This is a genomic window from Streptomyces sp. NPDC002209 (assembly GCF_042890265.1).
GTDB lineage: Bacteria > Actinomycetota > Actinomycetes > Streptomycetales > Streptomycetaceae > Streptomyces.
This window is the reverse complement of the sequence record NZ_JBIARX010000025.1, coordinates 63,325-79,428: the sequence shown is the minus strand read 5'-3', so window position 1 is coordinate 79,428 and position 16,104 is coordinate 63,325. Positions and strand designations below refer to the sequence as shown.

Genomic DNA, 16,104 nt, shown 5'->3' with positions numbered 1-16,104 from the left:
CCCGCGGAGCGGGTGCCTGAGCGCTGCGCGCTCAGGAGAGAACGGCCTCGCTACGCGCGGCCGAGGCCCCTGCGGGGCCTGCCCCTCCGCTTCGCTCCAGGGCGAAGCACCACCTCGCTGCGCTCGACGGGGCTCGGCTTCGCCGAGCCAGGGCCGGCCCTTCGGGCCGGAGTCCTGCGCTTCGCTCCGGACAAGGTTCGGGGTTCCGCTTCGCTCCACCCCGAACGGCCCGCTCCGCGGGCCCGGGTGACCCCGTTTCACGGGGTGCGGTCCTACGGACCGTTGGGTAGATCCGCTCCGCTCCCCCACCCCGGGCCCTTCCGGCTCCGCTTCCAGGCCCAGCCCGCTACGCGGTCCGCCAGCAGCAGAGCAGGGGGTGCTCGGGCCGGGGCTTGACCTGCAGGGGACATAGCCCTGACCAGCACAAACAGCCAAGCGTGATACCGATCGCCACCAAAACGACCAGGCAATATGTCAAAAACGTCAGCGCAAAATCGGCAACCCTTGTCAGTGGAAAACAGCCCTCAAACCAGCCCTGACCAGGGACAATCCCGCCCCGCCATGGCCGGCCTTCGGTCGGGGTCCTTCGCTTCGCTCCGGACTGGCTCTGGTTCCGCTGCGCTCCACAGGCCCCAGGGCTCCCGCGCTCCGCGCGGGCCCTGACCCCGTTTCACGCGGCCAGACCTTCGGCCCCCGGGGTGGGTCCGCTCCCCCACCCCCGGGCCCTTCCGGCTCCGCCTCCAGGATCCCCTCCGCGAGGCTCAGGGCTACTCACGGGAGCTTCTCAATCACAAACCCTAGTTTGTGGTCAACGACAAGAAATAGCAGGCCTGTTCGATGCTCCGCCGAGACTGCCTTCCCTTTGGTTCCTCTGGTGCGAGGCGATCGAGTGAAACGGGCACTACACCCGTTATCGGACCAGTCGGCAAGGCGTTGCCTGTGTTGACCTCCCCCGTGGACCGCGCTCCACCCTGCGCTGCTTATACCGAGGGGGACTTCACCGGCAGGAGAACTCGGAATGGAAAAGCACGGATGGAGGCGGCGAGTATCCGCCCTTACCTCGGTAATGGGGCTCGCCATCGCGCTCCCGTTTGCTGTGGGGGCCACACCCGCCCAAGCGCAATCGAACGTGACCATCGACAAGAGCCACGAAGGAGCCTTCGTAGCGGGAGGGCAAGGCGTCTACACCATCACGCTGACCAACAGCGGCAACGAGGACAGCGGCACGATCGAGTTCACGGACAACCTTCCTCCGGGTCTCACAGCCACGGACACCGGAGGCACATTCCCGTTTGATGTGTGTGACATCACCAATGGCGGTAAGACGGTCCACTGCGGTGGTTTTACTTTCACAGGTTCATTCGAATTCACGGTAACCGTCGCCATCGCCGACAACGCCCCGTGCACCGTCACCAACACCGTCATGGGCACCGAGACTACCGCTGAAGGCACCCACGCTTTCTCGGACAGCGACCCCACGACGATCACCGGGAACTGCAACGACGGCAACGGAGCCGGCGGGGGCTCGATTCTGCCGCTCAACCTCAACGGTGTCATCCCGATGTTCAACAACATCACGACCAACAACAACATCAACAGCCCCGGCGCGAGCAACAACAGCGTTCAACGTTTTCGAGTGAACGCCCCCTGACCGTGTAGACCATCCCCGAAGTCGCGGCGAGCGGCGTCTCCGTCCCTCATCGAGCGTTTCGTGGACGGGGCCCGACCCGCTGGGGGGGCAGGGTCGGGCCGCATCGGTGTGAGGACCGATGTGATTCATTTTGTTTTGCGGATCGCAACTGGGGGTCTGGATTAGTACCTGTTCCCGCGCATGACATGTGTCACCTGTCACGGATCAGCGGAACTGCGCACTACTCAACCAACCTGCGCACCCACGCCCAGGCCAACGAACACCACAGTTCAGACGACTAACGCGCCACGGCACTGCGCAGATTCAGTGAGCCAACCCATCGCGAAACCCGCTCACCCAAACTGCACAACCCCAGCTCAGAGACATGACGACTGCGCAGATTCAATGACCGCCGACAGGTGAAGCTGCGAAGTCCCTGATAAACCCCGAGTGGAGCCGTAGGGTTCATCTTCTCCTGCTCTCGTCCCGGGCTACAGGGATGGCTCCAACGGCCAGCGTGGGGCCCGGAGTTCGCGCAGACCGTAGTCAGGTGGCAGCCATCCCTTCTTCCTCCTGTCGATGGTCCTCTGCATGTGAGGAGGCGGGTACGGGCAGCCGTACATCCGCTCAGGTTCAGGCGCGGCCCAGGGCCGTCGGTAGTGGACGGTGCACACAGGCCAGACCGTCTCCTGGTGCGGTTTCGGTGCCGGCGTCGCGCCTTTGCGACGGCGGCGTTTGGGGCGTGGTGGCTGGGGCGGGCGCAGCTTGCAGCTCTCGGCGAAGGCGGTCAGCGGCGGTAGGCCGGTGCTTCCCAGCGGATCGGTGAAGAGCGGACCGATGGTGCCGCCTTGAGCCTCCAGATAAGGGCTGCGGCCCGCAGCAGGGGGCGGGCCGCAGCTGGGGACGGGGTGGGTCATGCAGCCCCGGCGGAGGCCATGGTCGTGAAGCGTGACGGTCGAGCCGTCCAGGGCCAAGTCGTGGACGTGAACCGTATCGAGCTGGGTGGTGCAGGCCGCGGTGAACACCGCCGTGGCGAGCTGGGCAGCCAGGTACGGATGCGCGGTAGCCCGGTGAAGCCGCCAGGCAACCTCCGCCTCGGTGAGGGGAGGCATCACCGGCGGGAAGAAGTCCCGTCGGCCGCCATGGGCGCGGCGCACTGGCAGAGGCTGGCCGGCTCGTCGTCGGCGATGAGGGTGGTCAGGGCCGGCAGTCCGATCCAGCGGTTCGCCAGCGGGCGCAGCGGCCCAGGCGCCTGCCGACCGGGGGTGGCTGGCTCGGGCGCGGGTAGCAACGCGGATGCCTCGGTGATGGTGTGCTCCACCTGCTGCAGTTCGCGCTCCAGGAAGGCGCACATGGCGCGGTGGTGGCAGACAAGGACCCAGCCGTACCCCCGTGCGTCGGCGCAGGGCGAGGAGGTCTTTGAACCGGTGCGGGGTCAGGAGATGTGCACGCAAGAGGGTGAGGTGGGTGATGGGGGTGGCGAGGATCCAGGCGGCGGCGATCGACCAGGCCGGGGCGGTATCGAGCTGGCGGTAGCCGTCCAGGGGGACGGGCTTGCCCAGGGCGGCGAGGATGTCGTAGGCGAGCGCGATGGCGGCATCGGTGCCCGGGGTGGGGTGCACGGTGATGCGTCCGTCGTGGGGGGGCGTGGGACGCCAGGGCGGCGCGGGTATGAATCACGTCGTCGTAGGGGTCCAGGACCACGGTGACCGGCGGCGGGTTCGGGCAGTGGAGCATCAGGCCGCCAGGCGGTGGCTCAGCTTGCTGTAGGCCCAGCGCAGCAGTTCCTCGTCCACGCTTTGGCGTCCGGACTCCTTCATGCCCTCTACCACCTCACGGGCCGGCTCCTCGCCGCAGCCACCATCGGAGCAATAAGCCACGGCCGCATAGAAGTAACCCCCTACCTCCTGGCCGACTTCGCGATCCTGCTCGGCATCCCCGCCCACGACCTGGCCGCCCTGACCGGCATCGACCCCCCGGACCAGACCCCGCCACAGAACCCAGCGGCAGCCGACGTGGCCGAGCTGATCTGGGACATCCGAACCCTGACCGCCACCCAGGCACAACACATCAGCGACAAGGCCAACGCCCTGCAGCAGGACTGACCTCACCCGCTACACGAACGACAGCCAACCTTCACTGGAAAACGACACCGACCTTCACCAAGAAAACAACATCCCCACGAGCCCACCCACCCCAACCACCAGCAAAAACGCCTCACACACCCAGTGCAAACAACTGACGCCACCCACTGAAAATCACACGACGCCCATCACCGACGGCGACAAACCGACCGGACTTCACTGCTCCGGCCCCGGCCCCGGGCCGGGAAGACGGCGGCTGCGGGCTACTTCACGTAGATCTCGTCGAGGGTGTCGATGACCCCTTCCGCGTTCAGGTGGTAGCGGAAGGGGAGGCCCTTGTCCGGGTGGGTGTCCAGCCAGGAGGTCAGCTCGCTGGTGGAGATGGGCTTGCCCATCACCTCCGAGGGGAGGATCGGCGCCGTCGCGGTGATCTTGGCCTTCTCCGAGATCGGGATGTACGTCCACGCGCCCGACGGTTCGAAGCGCCCGGGGCAGCCGTACGTGCCGTGCTGGACGATGAGGCTGGTCATGCCGCCCTCGGGCGTGTAGCGGTGCACGGCGATCGTGTCGGGCGAGACCGGCATCCTGTGGTCGGCGCCGCAAGCCGACGCGGAGGCCGGCGCGGAGGGCGGGGCCGGGGCCGGGGGATTCTTCCCCACCGGAGTGGCGGTCGCCGAGGGCTTGGGCGCCGCGCCGGTCTTCGAGGGGGCCGGCACGGCGGTCGTGGCGGTGGGCGCCGCCGGTGCGGCCGCACTGGGCTTCGCATCCGGTGCGGCAGCCTGGTCGCCGCCGTTCTGACAGGCGCTCAGCGCCAGCATCCCGCACACCGCGAGGACGGCCATGGCCGCCTGCCCCCGTACCACTCTCATGGTCTTCTCCCCCTGCGAGTTCCGCCGTCGCGCAGACCGTAGCCCCCCGGATCCGGCCAGGGCGACGGCCGGATGTGATTCGTCACCGGGCCGGGATCGGCTTGTTGCGGAGTACTGACCTCCGGCCCCATACGGCGGACGTCCGTGCCAGCCACCGGGTCGGGGAAGTCGTCCTGTCGGCGGCGCCAGTTCACTACCGCGGCCCGGCCCACCCTGGCCATCCGCGCCACCTCCGCCAGAAACACCCGGTCACCGCCCGGGGCGACCGGGTCGAGGGCGGCGAGCGGGGAGCGGCGGCCCGCCGCGACGGTGCGCACCGCCCGCCAGTCCACCAGGGGACGGACGACCGGGAGCAGCACGACGTCCTGAGCGGCGTAAAGCGGGACCGTGGTCACCCCGCCCTGCCGCCTGTAGTCGACGTCCACCGATCCGACCGGGTAGAGGAACCCGAGCTTCACGACTGCGTCGAAGTCCATGCGCCGTACGCCGAGGCGCACCGCGGCCTGGTCCGGATGGACGTCGGGGAACTGCGTGTCCCCGCCGAGATAGATCAGGAGACCGGCCTTCACGAGGTGGCCGACCGCCGCCGCGGTCACCCTCGGCCGGAGAATCGGGAGCGGCATCCCAAGGGCCTCCGTCAGCCGGTCCGCCGCGCGCACCTGCTCCGGGCCAGCACGCCGGCGAGGTCCATGCAGCACGATCCTCGCCCCACTCACCCGCCCGACCCGCCATTTTCGGCGGCGGCGGTCGTGCGGGCCATGGCAGGTGCAGGGCACCCGTGCTTCCGAGGCCCGGTCAGGCTGCGGCAGCGAGGGTGTCGTCGAGCCAGTCGTAGATGCGGGCGATGGACAGGCGCATCGCACCGGGGTGGCAGTGCGCGCCGGCGCCTTCCTCCGTGGTGAACATCATGAGGGTCCTGGGGCAGGTCAGGTGGTCGTAGAGCTGCTCGGGCTGTCCCTTGAAGAACATGTCCTCTTCGGCGTCGCATACGAGGGTGGGGCACTGGATCCGCTCGGCGATGCCGTCGGCGAGGGTGTAGTCCAGGTAGGAGGCGTTGAAGGCGCGGGGGGTTTGCACACCCATGACGTACATGCCGTGGTTGATCGCCCAGCGCGCGATCGGGTCCTTGGTCATGGCCTGCTCGAAGGCGGCGTCGAGTTCCGGAGCGGACTCGGCGCGCAGGAGCCGTTCGGCCTCCTCGCGGGTGCCGGGAACGTTGCGTACGGCGGTCTGGCCGAGGTCGTAGAGACCGTCCACGGCGATCAGCGCGGCCAGGCGGTGCTCGAACGCGGCAGCCCGGGGGGCGAGGACGCCGCCCATGCTGACGCCGAGGAGCGCGATACGGCTGTCGTCGACCTCGGGAAGGGTTTCGGCGAAGTCCACGACGGGGGTGATCACGTTCTCCCAGTCCGGGCGGAAGACCAGGCCCTGGTGGTGACGCGGGCCCGGCATGCCGGGGCCGTCGAATGCCAGCACGTTGTAGCCGCGCTCAACAGCGGCCATCGCCCCGAAGAAGTGCAGCTCCTCCGCGGTGCCGTCGAAACCGTTGTGCATGATCAGCGTCGGCCGGGACGTCCCCGAGTCGTCGACCCGGTAGAAGTAGCCGGGCAGGGTCGTGTCCTCGTAGGGGATCTCGACCGGCTCGATGACCGGGTTGAACAGCGCCGCCGCCGCCTTGAAGCAGGCCACCGAGCGGTCGTAGGCGTCGTCGTGACGCGGGTCGCAGGGGTGACCGTGCAGGAAGAACTCCGCCGAGCGGTAGTAGTTCGAGGCGCGCAGGAAACCGTCCCGGGCACTGATGCGGTGGCCGGCCGCCAGCGCCTTCTCCGCCTCCCGCGACACGCGGTCCGCGGTAGCTGTCCACTCGACGTACCAGCTGTCGTAATCACCCTCGGTGATCCGCTCACCGGTGGAGACAACCTCGCCGAAGTCCGCACCGCCATAAGCGATGTGACTCATCGACCGCAGGGTCTCGTACCAGAACTGGATGTTGTTCGGGAACAGCAGCTGCTTCATCGGATTCTCCCGTGATGTGACGCGACGATTTGCGCTTCTCGGTCCTTGGCGAGCACGTTCGCTCGGGCCTTCGGCACCACCCTCGCGGTGCGCTCTCCGGCGTGATCCAAGATTCCGGCGGACCGCTGTCCACCTGCCAGTCCACACGGGGACGATGGCTGTCCACCCCTGTCCGCACGTGTCCGCCCCACTGTGGGAGGTGGTCGACGATCCCCCCAGCCACAACCCGGGAACGGCACGGACCACCAGCTTCGGCCTGGCCGGTGGACGGCCCGAGCCCCGGGAGCCGTTTGAGAGCTGGAATCGCGGCGATACGGACGTCGAACAGCGTTCGCCGCGGTCGGGACCCGACGCGTGGAGGGGAGCGGACCTCGGCATGACCACGCCTGAGATGTGGTGCTCGCATCGAGCCGGAAGCGCCACGCACCGCCCCCCGGTGGCCGCGATCATCAGAGCGGCCGCAACCGCGCCGGTGGGAACGGTGATCTTGTCGTTGGCGAGAGTCAGGTGCCAACCGCCGGCCGGCCGAGCTCCGTATGCACCTCAGTCCCGCCGAACGGGCCGGGGAAGTCGGGGTGCCGGCGGTGCCAGCGCGCCACCATTGCGCGGCCGCATCGGTCCCCGGAACGGTTCGTGATCGGGATGGCATCAGGGGCAAGGCACTGACTTGCCGTCCTCCGCCACGGTACGAAGCGGCAGGCTCTGGTCGTGACACTGCCCGCACCATGGGGGGATGGGCACCTTGGGCTGCGAGGCCTGGAAGTGGGCGCTTACGCGGATGATCGTGGCAGTGCGTCCTGTCAGTCGGCGGCCCGGCCCCTGCCGGCTCGGCGCCGGCGTGGTCTCCTGCGCCGACCGGACCCGCCAAGCCCTGTCTCGCTCCTGACGCCGCCGCTCGCCTCAACTCCCCTTCGCTCCCGTGCTGTCGCACCGGATCTTCTGCTACGCTCCCCATTACTTCGATCTTCTACGAACAACGAACTTAGGGGCTTCTCGGTGCTGCATGGCGTGTCCGACCTGCTGGCCCTGGACGGACCGGTGCCGAACACACCTGGTGTTCGCACCGGTGTCTTCGCCACGCAGAACCCGGACGGCGGCTTCGGCGAACAACCCGCCCTGCCATCCGAGACGTTCACCAACGTTCACCACCTACTGCGCGGTGCTGACGGCCGTCGTGCTGGGGGCGCGGACCACCCCGACTTCGACCGGGACGCCTGCGTGGCCCTCCTCCGGTCCTGCCGGCGCCCGGAAGGCGGGTTCGGCAACGCGCCCGGCTTCCCCTGCGACGCCTGGCACTCCCACCTCGCCACCCTGACCCTCGTCGCCCTGGGCGCCCGCCCCGAGCGGGAGGACGACCTGGTGGCCCACCTGCTCGCGTGCCGCAACCGGGACGGCGGCTACGGCAATCGGCCCGGCTCCCCGTCCGACACCTTCGCAACCTTCCGCGTGATCGGCGCCCTGATCGCCCTCGGCCTGCGCCCGCCGCACTCCGAGGAGACCCTCCTCTGGCTGCGCGGCCTGCAGACCGAGGCCGGAGGCTTCCGCTACCGGACGGACGGCGCGGAGAGCTTCGTCGACTCGTACCCCGGCATCGGCGGGCTCTGCATGAGGGGCGCGCTGCCGGCCGACACCGAGGCCTGCGTCCGGTGGATCACCGTCCGCCAGAGTGCCGCCGGAGGGTTCTCACGCGCGCCCGGCGCCCCCTCGGAGACCACCGACGAGGGATTCATCGCGATACAGGCACTGACTGGCTGCACATGCTCGAAGGGAAACTCAACCGCTCCTGGGCGGTGATGATGACATGACCACCACCTCACCCTCCTCCTCGACCACCGGCGCGACACCGGTGCCGGCTCCGGCCGTCCGCTCGTCGCGGATGGTCGCCTTCCTCGCGTTCGCCACGATGTTCGTCATCGGGACGGACACCTTCCTCGTCGCCCCCCTGCTGCCGACCCTGACCCACGCCTTCGACGTCTCCCCCGACATCTCCGGCTGGATGGTCAGCGCCTACGCCCTGGGCTACGCCCTCTTCGCCCTGATCGCCGGGCCGATCTCGGACGGGCGGGACCGGCGCCGGGTGCTGCTGACCGGGTTGACCGGATTCATCGTCATGACCGCACTGTGCGGGTTCGCGCAGGGGTTCTGGACGATGATCCTCTTCCGGTTCCTCGCCGGTGTGAGCGCCGCGTTCGTCTCCCCGCAGATCTGGGCGTCCATCCCGGTGCTCGTGAAGCCCCGGGAGATCGTCCGGACCATGGGCTTCGCCACCGCGGGGCTGTCCATCGCCCAGTTCGCGGGCATCCCGCTCGGCAGCTGGCTTGCCGCAGGCTCCTGGCATCTGCCCTTCTGGGCCATCGGCGGCCTCTCGGTGGCGCTGTGGCTGCTGCTCGCCCGCCTCTTCCCGTCCGTCCCGGGCCGGCCCGGCGCAGGCAGCGGGGCAAAGGCCATCCTCAGCGCGTACAAAACGGTGCTGGGCACCGGCCGGCTGCGCTGGTACCTGCTGGGCTACCTCGTCTTCCAGACCGGCAACTTCGAGGCGATCTCCTTCCTCGGTTCCTGGTTCACCAAGGACTTCGGGCTGAACGTCGCCTCCGTCGGCACCGCGATGATGGCGGTGGGCGCAGGCAACGTGGTCGGCTCCCTGTTCGGCAGCCGCCTCGTCGCGCGCCTGGGCCTGTACCGGTCTCTGCTGTCCGGCGTGCTGACCATGGGCGCCCTGTACTGCCTGGTTCCGCTCTCCCCGAACCTGGCGGTCGCGCTGACGGTGCTGGCACTGGTGATGATGGTCGGCGGGTGCGTCTTCCCGGTCTTCATGAGCATCCTGCAGGCGCAGACCGAGACCGCCCGGGGCACCGTCTCCTCGCTCTCCAACTCCGCGATGTACGTGGGCACCACCGTCGGCGGCGCCGTCGGAGGGTTTCTCCTCGGCAACGTCACAGGGTTCTGGGGCGTGGCCGGGTTCGCCGTCGCCGCCTACCTGGTCTCGCTCTTCGTCTACGCGGCGGCCGGCGCCTTCCGCAAGCAGGAGGCGAGCGCGTGAGCACCGCCGTCCGCTTCGACAGTACGGGGAACCCGGGGTCTTGTACCCGGCCGAGGTGCCCGATCCCGTGGCCGGGCCCGGTCAGGTGGTCGTCCGGTACACCGCGATCGGGGTCAACCCGATCGACTGGAAGATCCTCTCCGGCGCGGTCCGTGAGTACGTCCCGATCGACCTGACCGGCGGCTGCCTCGGCGTCGAGGCGGTCGGGCGAGGTGGCGGAGGTCGGCGCCGGGGAGCGCCGCTTCCGGGTCGGCGATCACGTCATCCGGCACGGCCGGCCCGGCGCGTTCCGGGAGTGCGAAGCCGTGGCGGCCTCCCAGGAGGCCGACGAACTCACCCTCCACCCAGACCGGTTCCCCGACAAACAGGCCGCCGTCCTGCCGGTGGCCGCCGGCACCGCCTATCGGCCCTGCGCCGGGTGGGGCTGCGGCCCGGGGAACGGCTGCTGGTGCACGGTGCCGGAACGCCTCGCGGAACTCGGGCCGTTCCATGCCTCGGTCGACTGCGCAGGCGGCCGGAGCCCACCGCGACGGCAGTCCGGCTCGTCGCGGGCGCTGCTCGCCGGGTCACGATCGTCCCGGACGCGGCGGCCCACGCGCGCGGGGTCCCCCAACTGGAGCATCTCCCGCTGGAGCTGGCGAGCACTCTGGACCTGATCGGGCACGCCCCGTTCGAGCTGCCCGTGGCCGCCCGTTACCCGCTGGAGCAGGCCGGCGCGGCACTTGCGCACTCCCAGCGGGGCGGCGTCGGCGGGAAGATCGTGCTCGTGCCAGGCGGTTGGGCCCGGCCCGGCCCCGAGGGCCGAGGGCCGAGTGCCCGACACGGCGGCACCGGCCGACTTCGTTCTTCTATAATCGTAGAACGTTGAATCTTCCAGCTCGGAGGTGCTCGCCGGAAAGGCGCGGCCCCGGTGCCCACCACACGAAGAAGGTCGCCCATGCGCAGCCCGCTCTACCATCCTGATCGGTGTGAGCTCTCCCTGGACCGAGTGCTGCACGCGCTCAGCGATCCCATCCGTCGGGACATCGCGCGCGTGATGTACGTAGAGGGCTCCCGCTCCTGCGGCCAGCTCGTCTACCCGATCGCCAAGTCGACGCTCTCGCACCACCTGAAGGTGCTGCGAGAGTCCGGTGTCATGCACACCGAGGTCCGGGGCACGACCCGGATCATCACGCTGCGGCGCGACGACCTCGAGGCCCGGTTCCCCGGGCTGCTCGACGCCACGCAGGTCACCAGCCCTGCACCGGACGCGGAACCGGTCGGCGCGGGCGCGGCCTCCGCCTGAGGGAACCGATGACCCCGACCGTGCCCCGGCGCTTGGCCCGCAAGGCCGACGTCGACCTTCCGGTCCTCGGACGGGGCGACTGGCAGGCCTGCTGGCGGCCGCCCGTGCGGTCGGCGCCCAGCTGGTGGACACCGCCCCCGGTCTACTCCGACGCGGACCCCGACTTGCGGAATTACTCCGTGAAGACCCGTCGTTCTTCGTCGCCACGAAGATCTGGGACACCGAACCGGAGTCGGTCGAAGCCGTCTTCGCCCGGCAGCTGGCGGGCTACGCGCGCCCTTCCATCGACCTCCTCCAGGTGCACGGCCTCAACGGATGGCAGGCCGACCCGAGCTGGCTGGACCGGCAGAAGGCGGCCGGGCGGGTCCGGTTCACCGGCGTCGCCCTACCAGTTCAACGACGCCTTCGGCGATGCACTGACCTGGTCGGACCATGTTCGTTGGCAGACGACTTGTGTCAGGCGGACAGCCAACCGCAGCTCGGGGAGAGAGAAGGGCCGACGGTGTCCGGCAAGCACGATGAGACAGGGTTTCGGTTCGGCTGGCGCGGCAGTCATCACCCTGGCATGCCCGTTGACGACCTGTGGTTGGCGGTCGGCATGGATCCGGACGGTACCTGGTGCTTCGACGCGTACTTCATCGGACGCACGACACTGAGTGGTGGCGCACCACTGGCCGCCGCATTCGCCCGGTGGCTGCTGGCCTCCCCACCCGAAGGCCGGTACGAGAAGGAGTTCATGCTGGTCGACGGCGAACCGCAGAGCGGATCGCGGCGGCTCACGAACGGTACACAGCTCACCGTCGAAATCCTGTTGGGCCGTGAAGAAGCGGGTGGACCCGAGTACCTCCAGGTGCTCCTGTCCGGCGAGATTCGCAACCTCGCCTTTGAGGTGTGCGCACCGCTGGAATGCCAGAGGGTGCTTCGCGCTGAGCTGGAAGCCGCCGCGGCTCGACTCCTCACCTCATGCGCCTAGGTTCGCTGGTCAGAAAGCCGCAACGACTGTGTTCGCTGTCAAAACGCCTTGATCGGATGACAACGGACAACTGAAAACGGGGGTGCTAACGGCGCCGGCGCCGATCGATGCTGCCCTCGCCCAGCTGTCCGTCCAGGTCAAGAAGGCGACTTCCCGGCCGGATCAGACCCGCTGAGCCGCCGGTCCGTGAAGGCGCGTGTCAAAGAGCGGCGATCCACCCCCGCGTCGGCGGGAATGGCCTCCGACGTCACGGGTGCCATTGACTGCGTGGTCACCGCGGATTCCGGCCTTGGTGGCGTTTTCGTACTGCTCGGCCTTCCTCCTGGACCCGGGGAGGGTACGCATCCAGGTCTGGCACCGCGGCCCAAGACTGCATTCCCTCAGGACTCCCCGCGGTGGCGGTCCTTGCGATGCCGGTCCTTGCGGGACCGGACGTCGTCTTCGGGGGCCTCGCCGTGACCTCGAAAGCCCCGCAAGAGGTTCTGGAGATAGTCGATTCCGTACCGAACGAACGGCCCGACCGCTACCAGGAACACGGGGTGCGTCAGGAGTCCCTCGGCCTTGTCGGCGACCGTGTCGAGTGGCAGGTGTTCCAGGACCGTGTAGAGCAGGAAGATCCCGACGCACAGCGTGGTGAGGAAGGCTGCGACCGCTGCGGCCTCCCGCAACATGCCGAGTCCACGTTGCGCCTGCGTCTTGACCGTGGAGGGAGGCCGCTTCAGCAGTCGGCCCATCTTCGCCGCAGGGATATTGAGAGCGATGTGGCCCATGACGGCCTGCTGGATGGGCAACGGCAGGCGGGACGTCTCGGAGTGGAGCACCACCTTGTCGACGACCGCGTCGGCCGGGTCGGCCACCGTTTCCTCTCCTGGGGTGTCCGGTGCCGCGGGTTCGACGTGCCGCACGGTGAGAGGGAAGCCGTCCTTGGTGACGAGGCGGTAGGCGTCGCACCTCTTGTAGATCTTGCGGCGTGCCGTATTCCAGATGGCCCGCTCGGGCTTCTCCCAGACCTCGAAGTGTTCCAACGCGGTGATCATCGTTTCCTGGGCGATGTCATCGGCCAGCCACCAACAGTCCTCGTTGTCGGGAAGACTCAACTGCAGCAGCTTCCAGCAGAACTGGCGCACCCTCGGCTGGTAGAGGCGGCAGAACCGCTCCCGGTCGTCCATGGACCTCATGCAGACGCTGCACCAGCGCGTCACATCCCTGTACAGAGCCAGCTTCCCGTCTCCCAGCTCGCCCATATCGAGGAGATCGACAGGAGCCTTGCAGTGAAGGCACAGAGTGGAGCGGGCCGAGAACGTCGTCATCTCACATCTCCTTACGACCGCCCCCACTGGGCTGGTCGCAACAGGTGAGGCAAAGAGAACCCGCTTTGGACGGACCAGGAGGAAGAAAGCTCAAAAGATCTTGGGCCCGGCTGGTACCGGCGGGTCCACGCGGCGTGTGATGTCGCCGCCAGGCGGCCACCGGCGGTGGCTGGTTCTGCGAAGCGGTTGCCCTGCTCGGGCAACCGGCCGGGAGCCGAGTTCGCCGGATCCGACGATGAGCTCCTTCGCTCCGGAACGTTGGGCGGTGTCATCGCGCTCGCTGAACGGCTGGTGCGGCGCGGCCAGTCGTAGAAGGCCGTCGCTCAGCTCCGCGATCGATTGGACGGGGCGAAGGTGGTGCGCAGGTAGCGCACCTGCGATACCGGGCAATCACCCGTGCCCCGCCGGCCTCCGGCCGAGGCCGATCCCCCACTGGGGCAACGATGTGACACCCCGGGGTCGTGATCCCACCGCAGGGCACTACCGGCTGCGGCCCAGGCGCCGTCGTACGGGAGCGGCGGGCTGCCGGTGTGCGGGCTCGGCCGGCTCGGCCGGGGCCGATCTGACCGGGCGCGGGCCCGGGTGTCAGGACGTGGATGAGCAATCCGCGATCCTTACCCCGACCTCGTGGGGCCAGGTGTCCACTCCGGGGTCCAGCCGCCAGGTGCCTTTGCCGGTGAACTTCGTCGTCTCGTCATGGGCCGAGGTACGGGAGCTCTTTCCCTGGCCTCCAGCGCATCCGCCGCTCCGGTGACGCCCCCACCGGCGACCACCACGCCAGGCCGAGGAAGTACCCCAAGATGTCGAGCCCCGCCCTCCATACGACCGGCCTTTCCCTGTCCTGACCGCGTCTTGCTGACGCGCGGCCGGTTCAGGCGGCCTTGTGGTGTTCGCGGGTGGTGGCGATCTCGCGTACCGCGTCGGCGACGGCCCGGAAGTCCTTGCGCAGGATCTTGGAGTGGTTGCTCGCGACCTTCGCACTGACCCGGATGTTCGGGTTGCGGGAGACCACCGGGTCGAGGTTGGCGCGGATCTGTTCCATGAGCTTCGGGTCGCCGCCCAGGTTGCCGCCGGTGGCGAGCACGTACCTGGTCGGCACCGTGACACGGTCGAAGACCGGGTTGAGGGCGGCGGGCGTGCACAGCTCGTTGATCTCGATGTTGATCTCGGCGTGCTGCGCGGCGCTCATGCGCGCGGCCAGGCCGAGCGGGCGGGCGATCGGGAACAGCGGGCTCATCTTGCGGAACAGCTTGCGGACCTTCTCGCGGGCCGCGTCGTCGAGCCACTCGTGCGGCATGGCGCCGTCCACGGACACCACCCCCGCGGCGCGCTCCGGGTTCCGGGCGGCCCAGTGCACGGCGAGCATGGCGCCGTAGGACCAGCCCACCAGGATCGGCCGGTCCACGCCCCTGGCCGTCAGGACGGCGTCGAGGTCGCGCAGGCACGCCTCGAACGAATAGTCACTGGCCCGCTTCGACTTGCCGCGGGCGCGCTCGTCGTAGGTGATGTGCCGGTATCCGCTGCCGAGGTCGGTGATGACGCGCCGCCAGTGCGACTGGTCGGCGTAGGAGCCGTTGAGGTAGACCACCGGGCGGCCGGGACCGCCGGTGTCGGTCACGGCCAGTGCGGTGTCATCGATCGACACCATGCCGGACCAGGCGGACTGCTTGGTGGAGGTCATGGTTTGCCTTCTTCCAAGGGCAGAGGGGGCATCAGGAGCAGTGGACGGTGGAGCCACCGCCGGGGGTGCGGGTCAGAGGCTGCGGGCGGTGACGTCGCCGTAGGCGGTGGTCGCGTGGATGTTCAGGTCGGGGGTGCCCTCGGTGTTCTTCAGCGCGTTGTGGATGCGGCCGTAGGAGGTGCCGGCGTCCAGGGCGGCGGAGACTCCGGTGGCGGCGCCGACCGAGATGTTGCCGTGCTCGGTGCGCAGGGTGACCGTGCCCTGTACGGCTTCGGTGATGTTGATGTCGCCCTTCTGGGTGCTGATCTCGGCAGAGCCGCCCAGACGGCCGACGGTGATGTCGCCGGTGAGGAGGGCGAGGCGGGCGCTCGCGGCCTCGTCGAGCTTGACCGAGGCCTGGGCGCCCTCGAAGGCGACGTCGCCGAGGCGTCCGACGCTGCGGAACTCGGTGCTGGCCGCCTTCGCCTCGACACGGGAGCCGGCAGGCAGGTGGACCGTCACCTGGACCGAGCCGGAGCTGCCCAGGATCCGGCTCTCCGCCGGTGCGGCCGCGATGCGCAGGACGCCGTCGGCGTATCCGACCGTGATCTGCTCCGCCGCCTTCACATCGCGGCCACTCGAGGCGTCCGCCGGCAGGACCTCGACCGCAGTGTCCGCGCGGTCGGCAGCGATGAACCGGATACGGCCCGCGGGGATGTTCAGCACAGCGGCGATCGGGGCGGGGGTGTCGAACTTCTGCATCGTTCTCTTCCTTCGACTCGTTTTTTCCGATGAAGGAAAAGCTACGTTGCGTTTGATGATTCTTCAATACATCCGTTGCGCAGGGATGATATTTTCGCAGGTCAACTGGCATAAATTGTTGCAATGGGTCGGGAGATAACGCAATGAAGGAGGTCTGCACGTTGCAATGGATTAGAGATGAACGCTATGCCGGAGGTGCTACTAGTGGGCTGCGGGAGGGGTCTGGAGGGCGTGCCTCGTCACCCCGCCCAGCCTCTGCCCGATCCACCTCGCCGATGCACTGCACCGGGCTCACCGACGTGCCGCTCGATGCGCGACGCGCTTGCCCTCGGTCGCGGTCGCGGTCGGCTCGTACTCGTTGACGACCTGGTCCCGGGTGAGGCGCGTCCACTCGGCGGCTCGAGCAGCTGGTGCGGGTCAGCTCCCTGTTGGCTGCGACGCCTTCGCCGCCGCCCCTCTCCCGGGCCCGGTCCAC

13 protein-coding genes are annotated in these 16,104 nt (G+C 68.9%); 6 read left to right on the top strand and 7 right to left on the bottom strand.

The features are described from left to right. The first annotated feature begins 1,018 nt into the window (after nt 1-1,018). Complete coding sequence (locus ACFYXK_RS31170) at nt 1,019-1,651, top strand: hypothetical protein (RefSeq protein ID WP_389414182.1); 633 nt, start codon at nt 1,019-1,021, stop codon at nt 1,649-1,651. Between the two features lie 1,090 nt (nt 1,652-2,741). Here ACFYXK_RS31170 and ACFYXK_RS31165 read toward each other — a convergent pair. Next, nucleotides 2,742-2,984, bottom strand: a complete 243-nt coding sequence (locus ACFYXK_RS31165) for a hypothetical protein (protein ID WP_389414181.1) — start codon at nt 2,982-2,984, stop codon at nt 2,742-2,744. 445 nt (nt 2,985-3,429) lie between these two features. Here ACFYXK_RS31165 and ACFYXK_RS31160 point away from each other — a divergent pair, with 445 nt between their 5' ends. Beyond that, nucleotides 3,430-3,735: a hypothetical protein gene (locus tag ACFYXK_RS31160; RefSeq protein WP_389414180.1), complete on the top strand. Its 306-nt coding sequence runs from the start codon at nt 3,430-3,432 to the stop codon at nt 3,733-3,735. Between the two features lie 242 nt (nt 3,736-3,977). Here the strand turns inward: ACFYXK_RS31160 and ACFYXK_RS31155 are convergent, their stop codons facing one another. The 3 genes from ACFYXK_RS31155 to ACFYXK_RS31145 all read right to left on the bottom strand — a co-directional run bounded on the left by ACFYXK_RS31155 (nt 3,978) and on the right by ACFYXK_RS31145 (nt 6,599). Beyond that, nucleotides 3,978-4,583 (bottom strand): hypothetical protein, encoded by a 606-nt coding sequence (locus ACFYXK_RS31155; RefSeq protein ID WP_389414179.1) that lies wholly within the window; start codon nt 4,581-4,583, stop codon nt 3,978-3,980. Continuing rightward, nucleotides 4,580-5,206, bottom strand: a complete 627-nt coding sequence (locus tag ACFYXK_RS31150) for a hypothetical protein (RefSeq protein ID WP_389414187.1) — start codon at nt 5,204-5,206, stop codon at nt 4,580-4,582. The genes ACFYXK_RS31155 and ACFYXK_RS31150 overlap by 4 nt, the downstream gene beginning before the upstream one ends. 172 nt (nt 5,207-5,378) lie before the next feature. After that, entirely contained in the window at nt 5,379-6,599 is a 1,221-nt protein-coding gene (locus tag ACFYXK_RS31145; RefSeq protein WP_389414178.1) for an alpha/beta hydrolase family protein, read from the bottom strand. Nucleotides 6,600-7,607: 1,008 nt separating this feature from the next. Between ACFYXK_RS31145 and ACFYXK_RS31140 the strand changes: the two genes are divergently transcribed. The 4 genes from ACFYXK_RS31140 to ACFYXK_RS31125 all read left to right on the top strand — a co-directional run bounded on the left by ACFYXK_RS31140 (nt 7,608) and on the right by ACFYXK_RS31125 (nt 11,897). Next, a complete protein-coding gene (locus ACFYXK_RS31140; RefSeq protein WP_389414177.1) occupies nt 7,608-8,393 on the top strand; it encodes a prenyltransferase/squalene oxidase repeat-containing protein in 786 nt (261 codons plus the stop codon). 7 nt (nt 8,394-8,400) lie between these two features. Continuing rightward, nucleotides 8,401-9,639, top strand: a complete 1,239-nt coding sequence (locus tag ACFYXK_RS31135) for an MFS transporter (protein ID WP_389414176.1) — start codon at nt 8,401-8,403, stop codon at nt 9,637-9,639. Between the two features lie 937 nt (nt 9,640-10,576). Beyond that, nucleotides 10,577-10,924, top strand: coding sequence for an ArsR/SmtB family transcription factor (locus ACFYXK_RS31130; protein WP_389414175.1), 348 nt, complete (start codon nt 10,577-10,579; stop codon nt 10,922-10,924). A 124-nt stretch (nt 10,925-11,048) separates the two neighbouring features. Next, nucleotides 11,049-11,897, top strand: a complete 849-nt coding sequence (locus ACFYXK_RS31125; protein ID WP_389414174.1) for a hypothetical protein — start codon at nt 11,049-11,051, stop codon at nt 11,895-11,897. Between the two features lie 380 nt (nt 11,898-12,277). On the opposite strand, the gene ACFYXK_RS31120 is transcribed toward ACFYXK_RS31125, so the two are convergent. From ACFYXK_RS31120 to ACFYXK_RS31110, 3 genes are all read right to left on the bottom strand, one after another. Next, nucleotides 12,278-13,207, bottom strand: coding sequence for an RNA polymerase sigma factor (locus ACFYXK_RS31120; RefSeq protein ID WP_389414173.1), 930 nt, complete (start codon nt 13,205-13,207; stop codon nt 12,278-12,280). Nucleotides 13,208-14,078: 871 nt separating this feature from the next. Beyond that, complete coding sequence (locus tag ACFYXK_RS31115; protein ID WP_389414172.1) at nt 14,079-14,888, bottom strand: alpha/beta fold hydrolase; 810 nt, start codon at nt 14,886-14,888, stop codon at nt 14,079-14,081. A gap of 72 nt (nt 14,889-14,960) precedes the next feature. Further along, entirely contained in the window at nt 14,961-15,629 is a 669-nt protein-coding gene (locus ACFYXK_RS31110) for a DUF4097 family beta strand repeat-containing protein (RefSeq protein WP_389414171.1), read from the bottom strand. Nucleotides 15,630-16,104 lie beyond the last annotated feature (475 nt).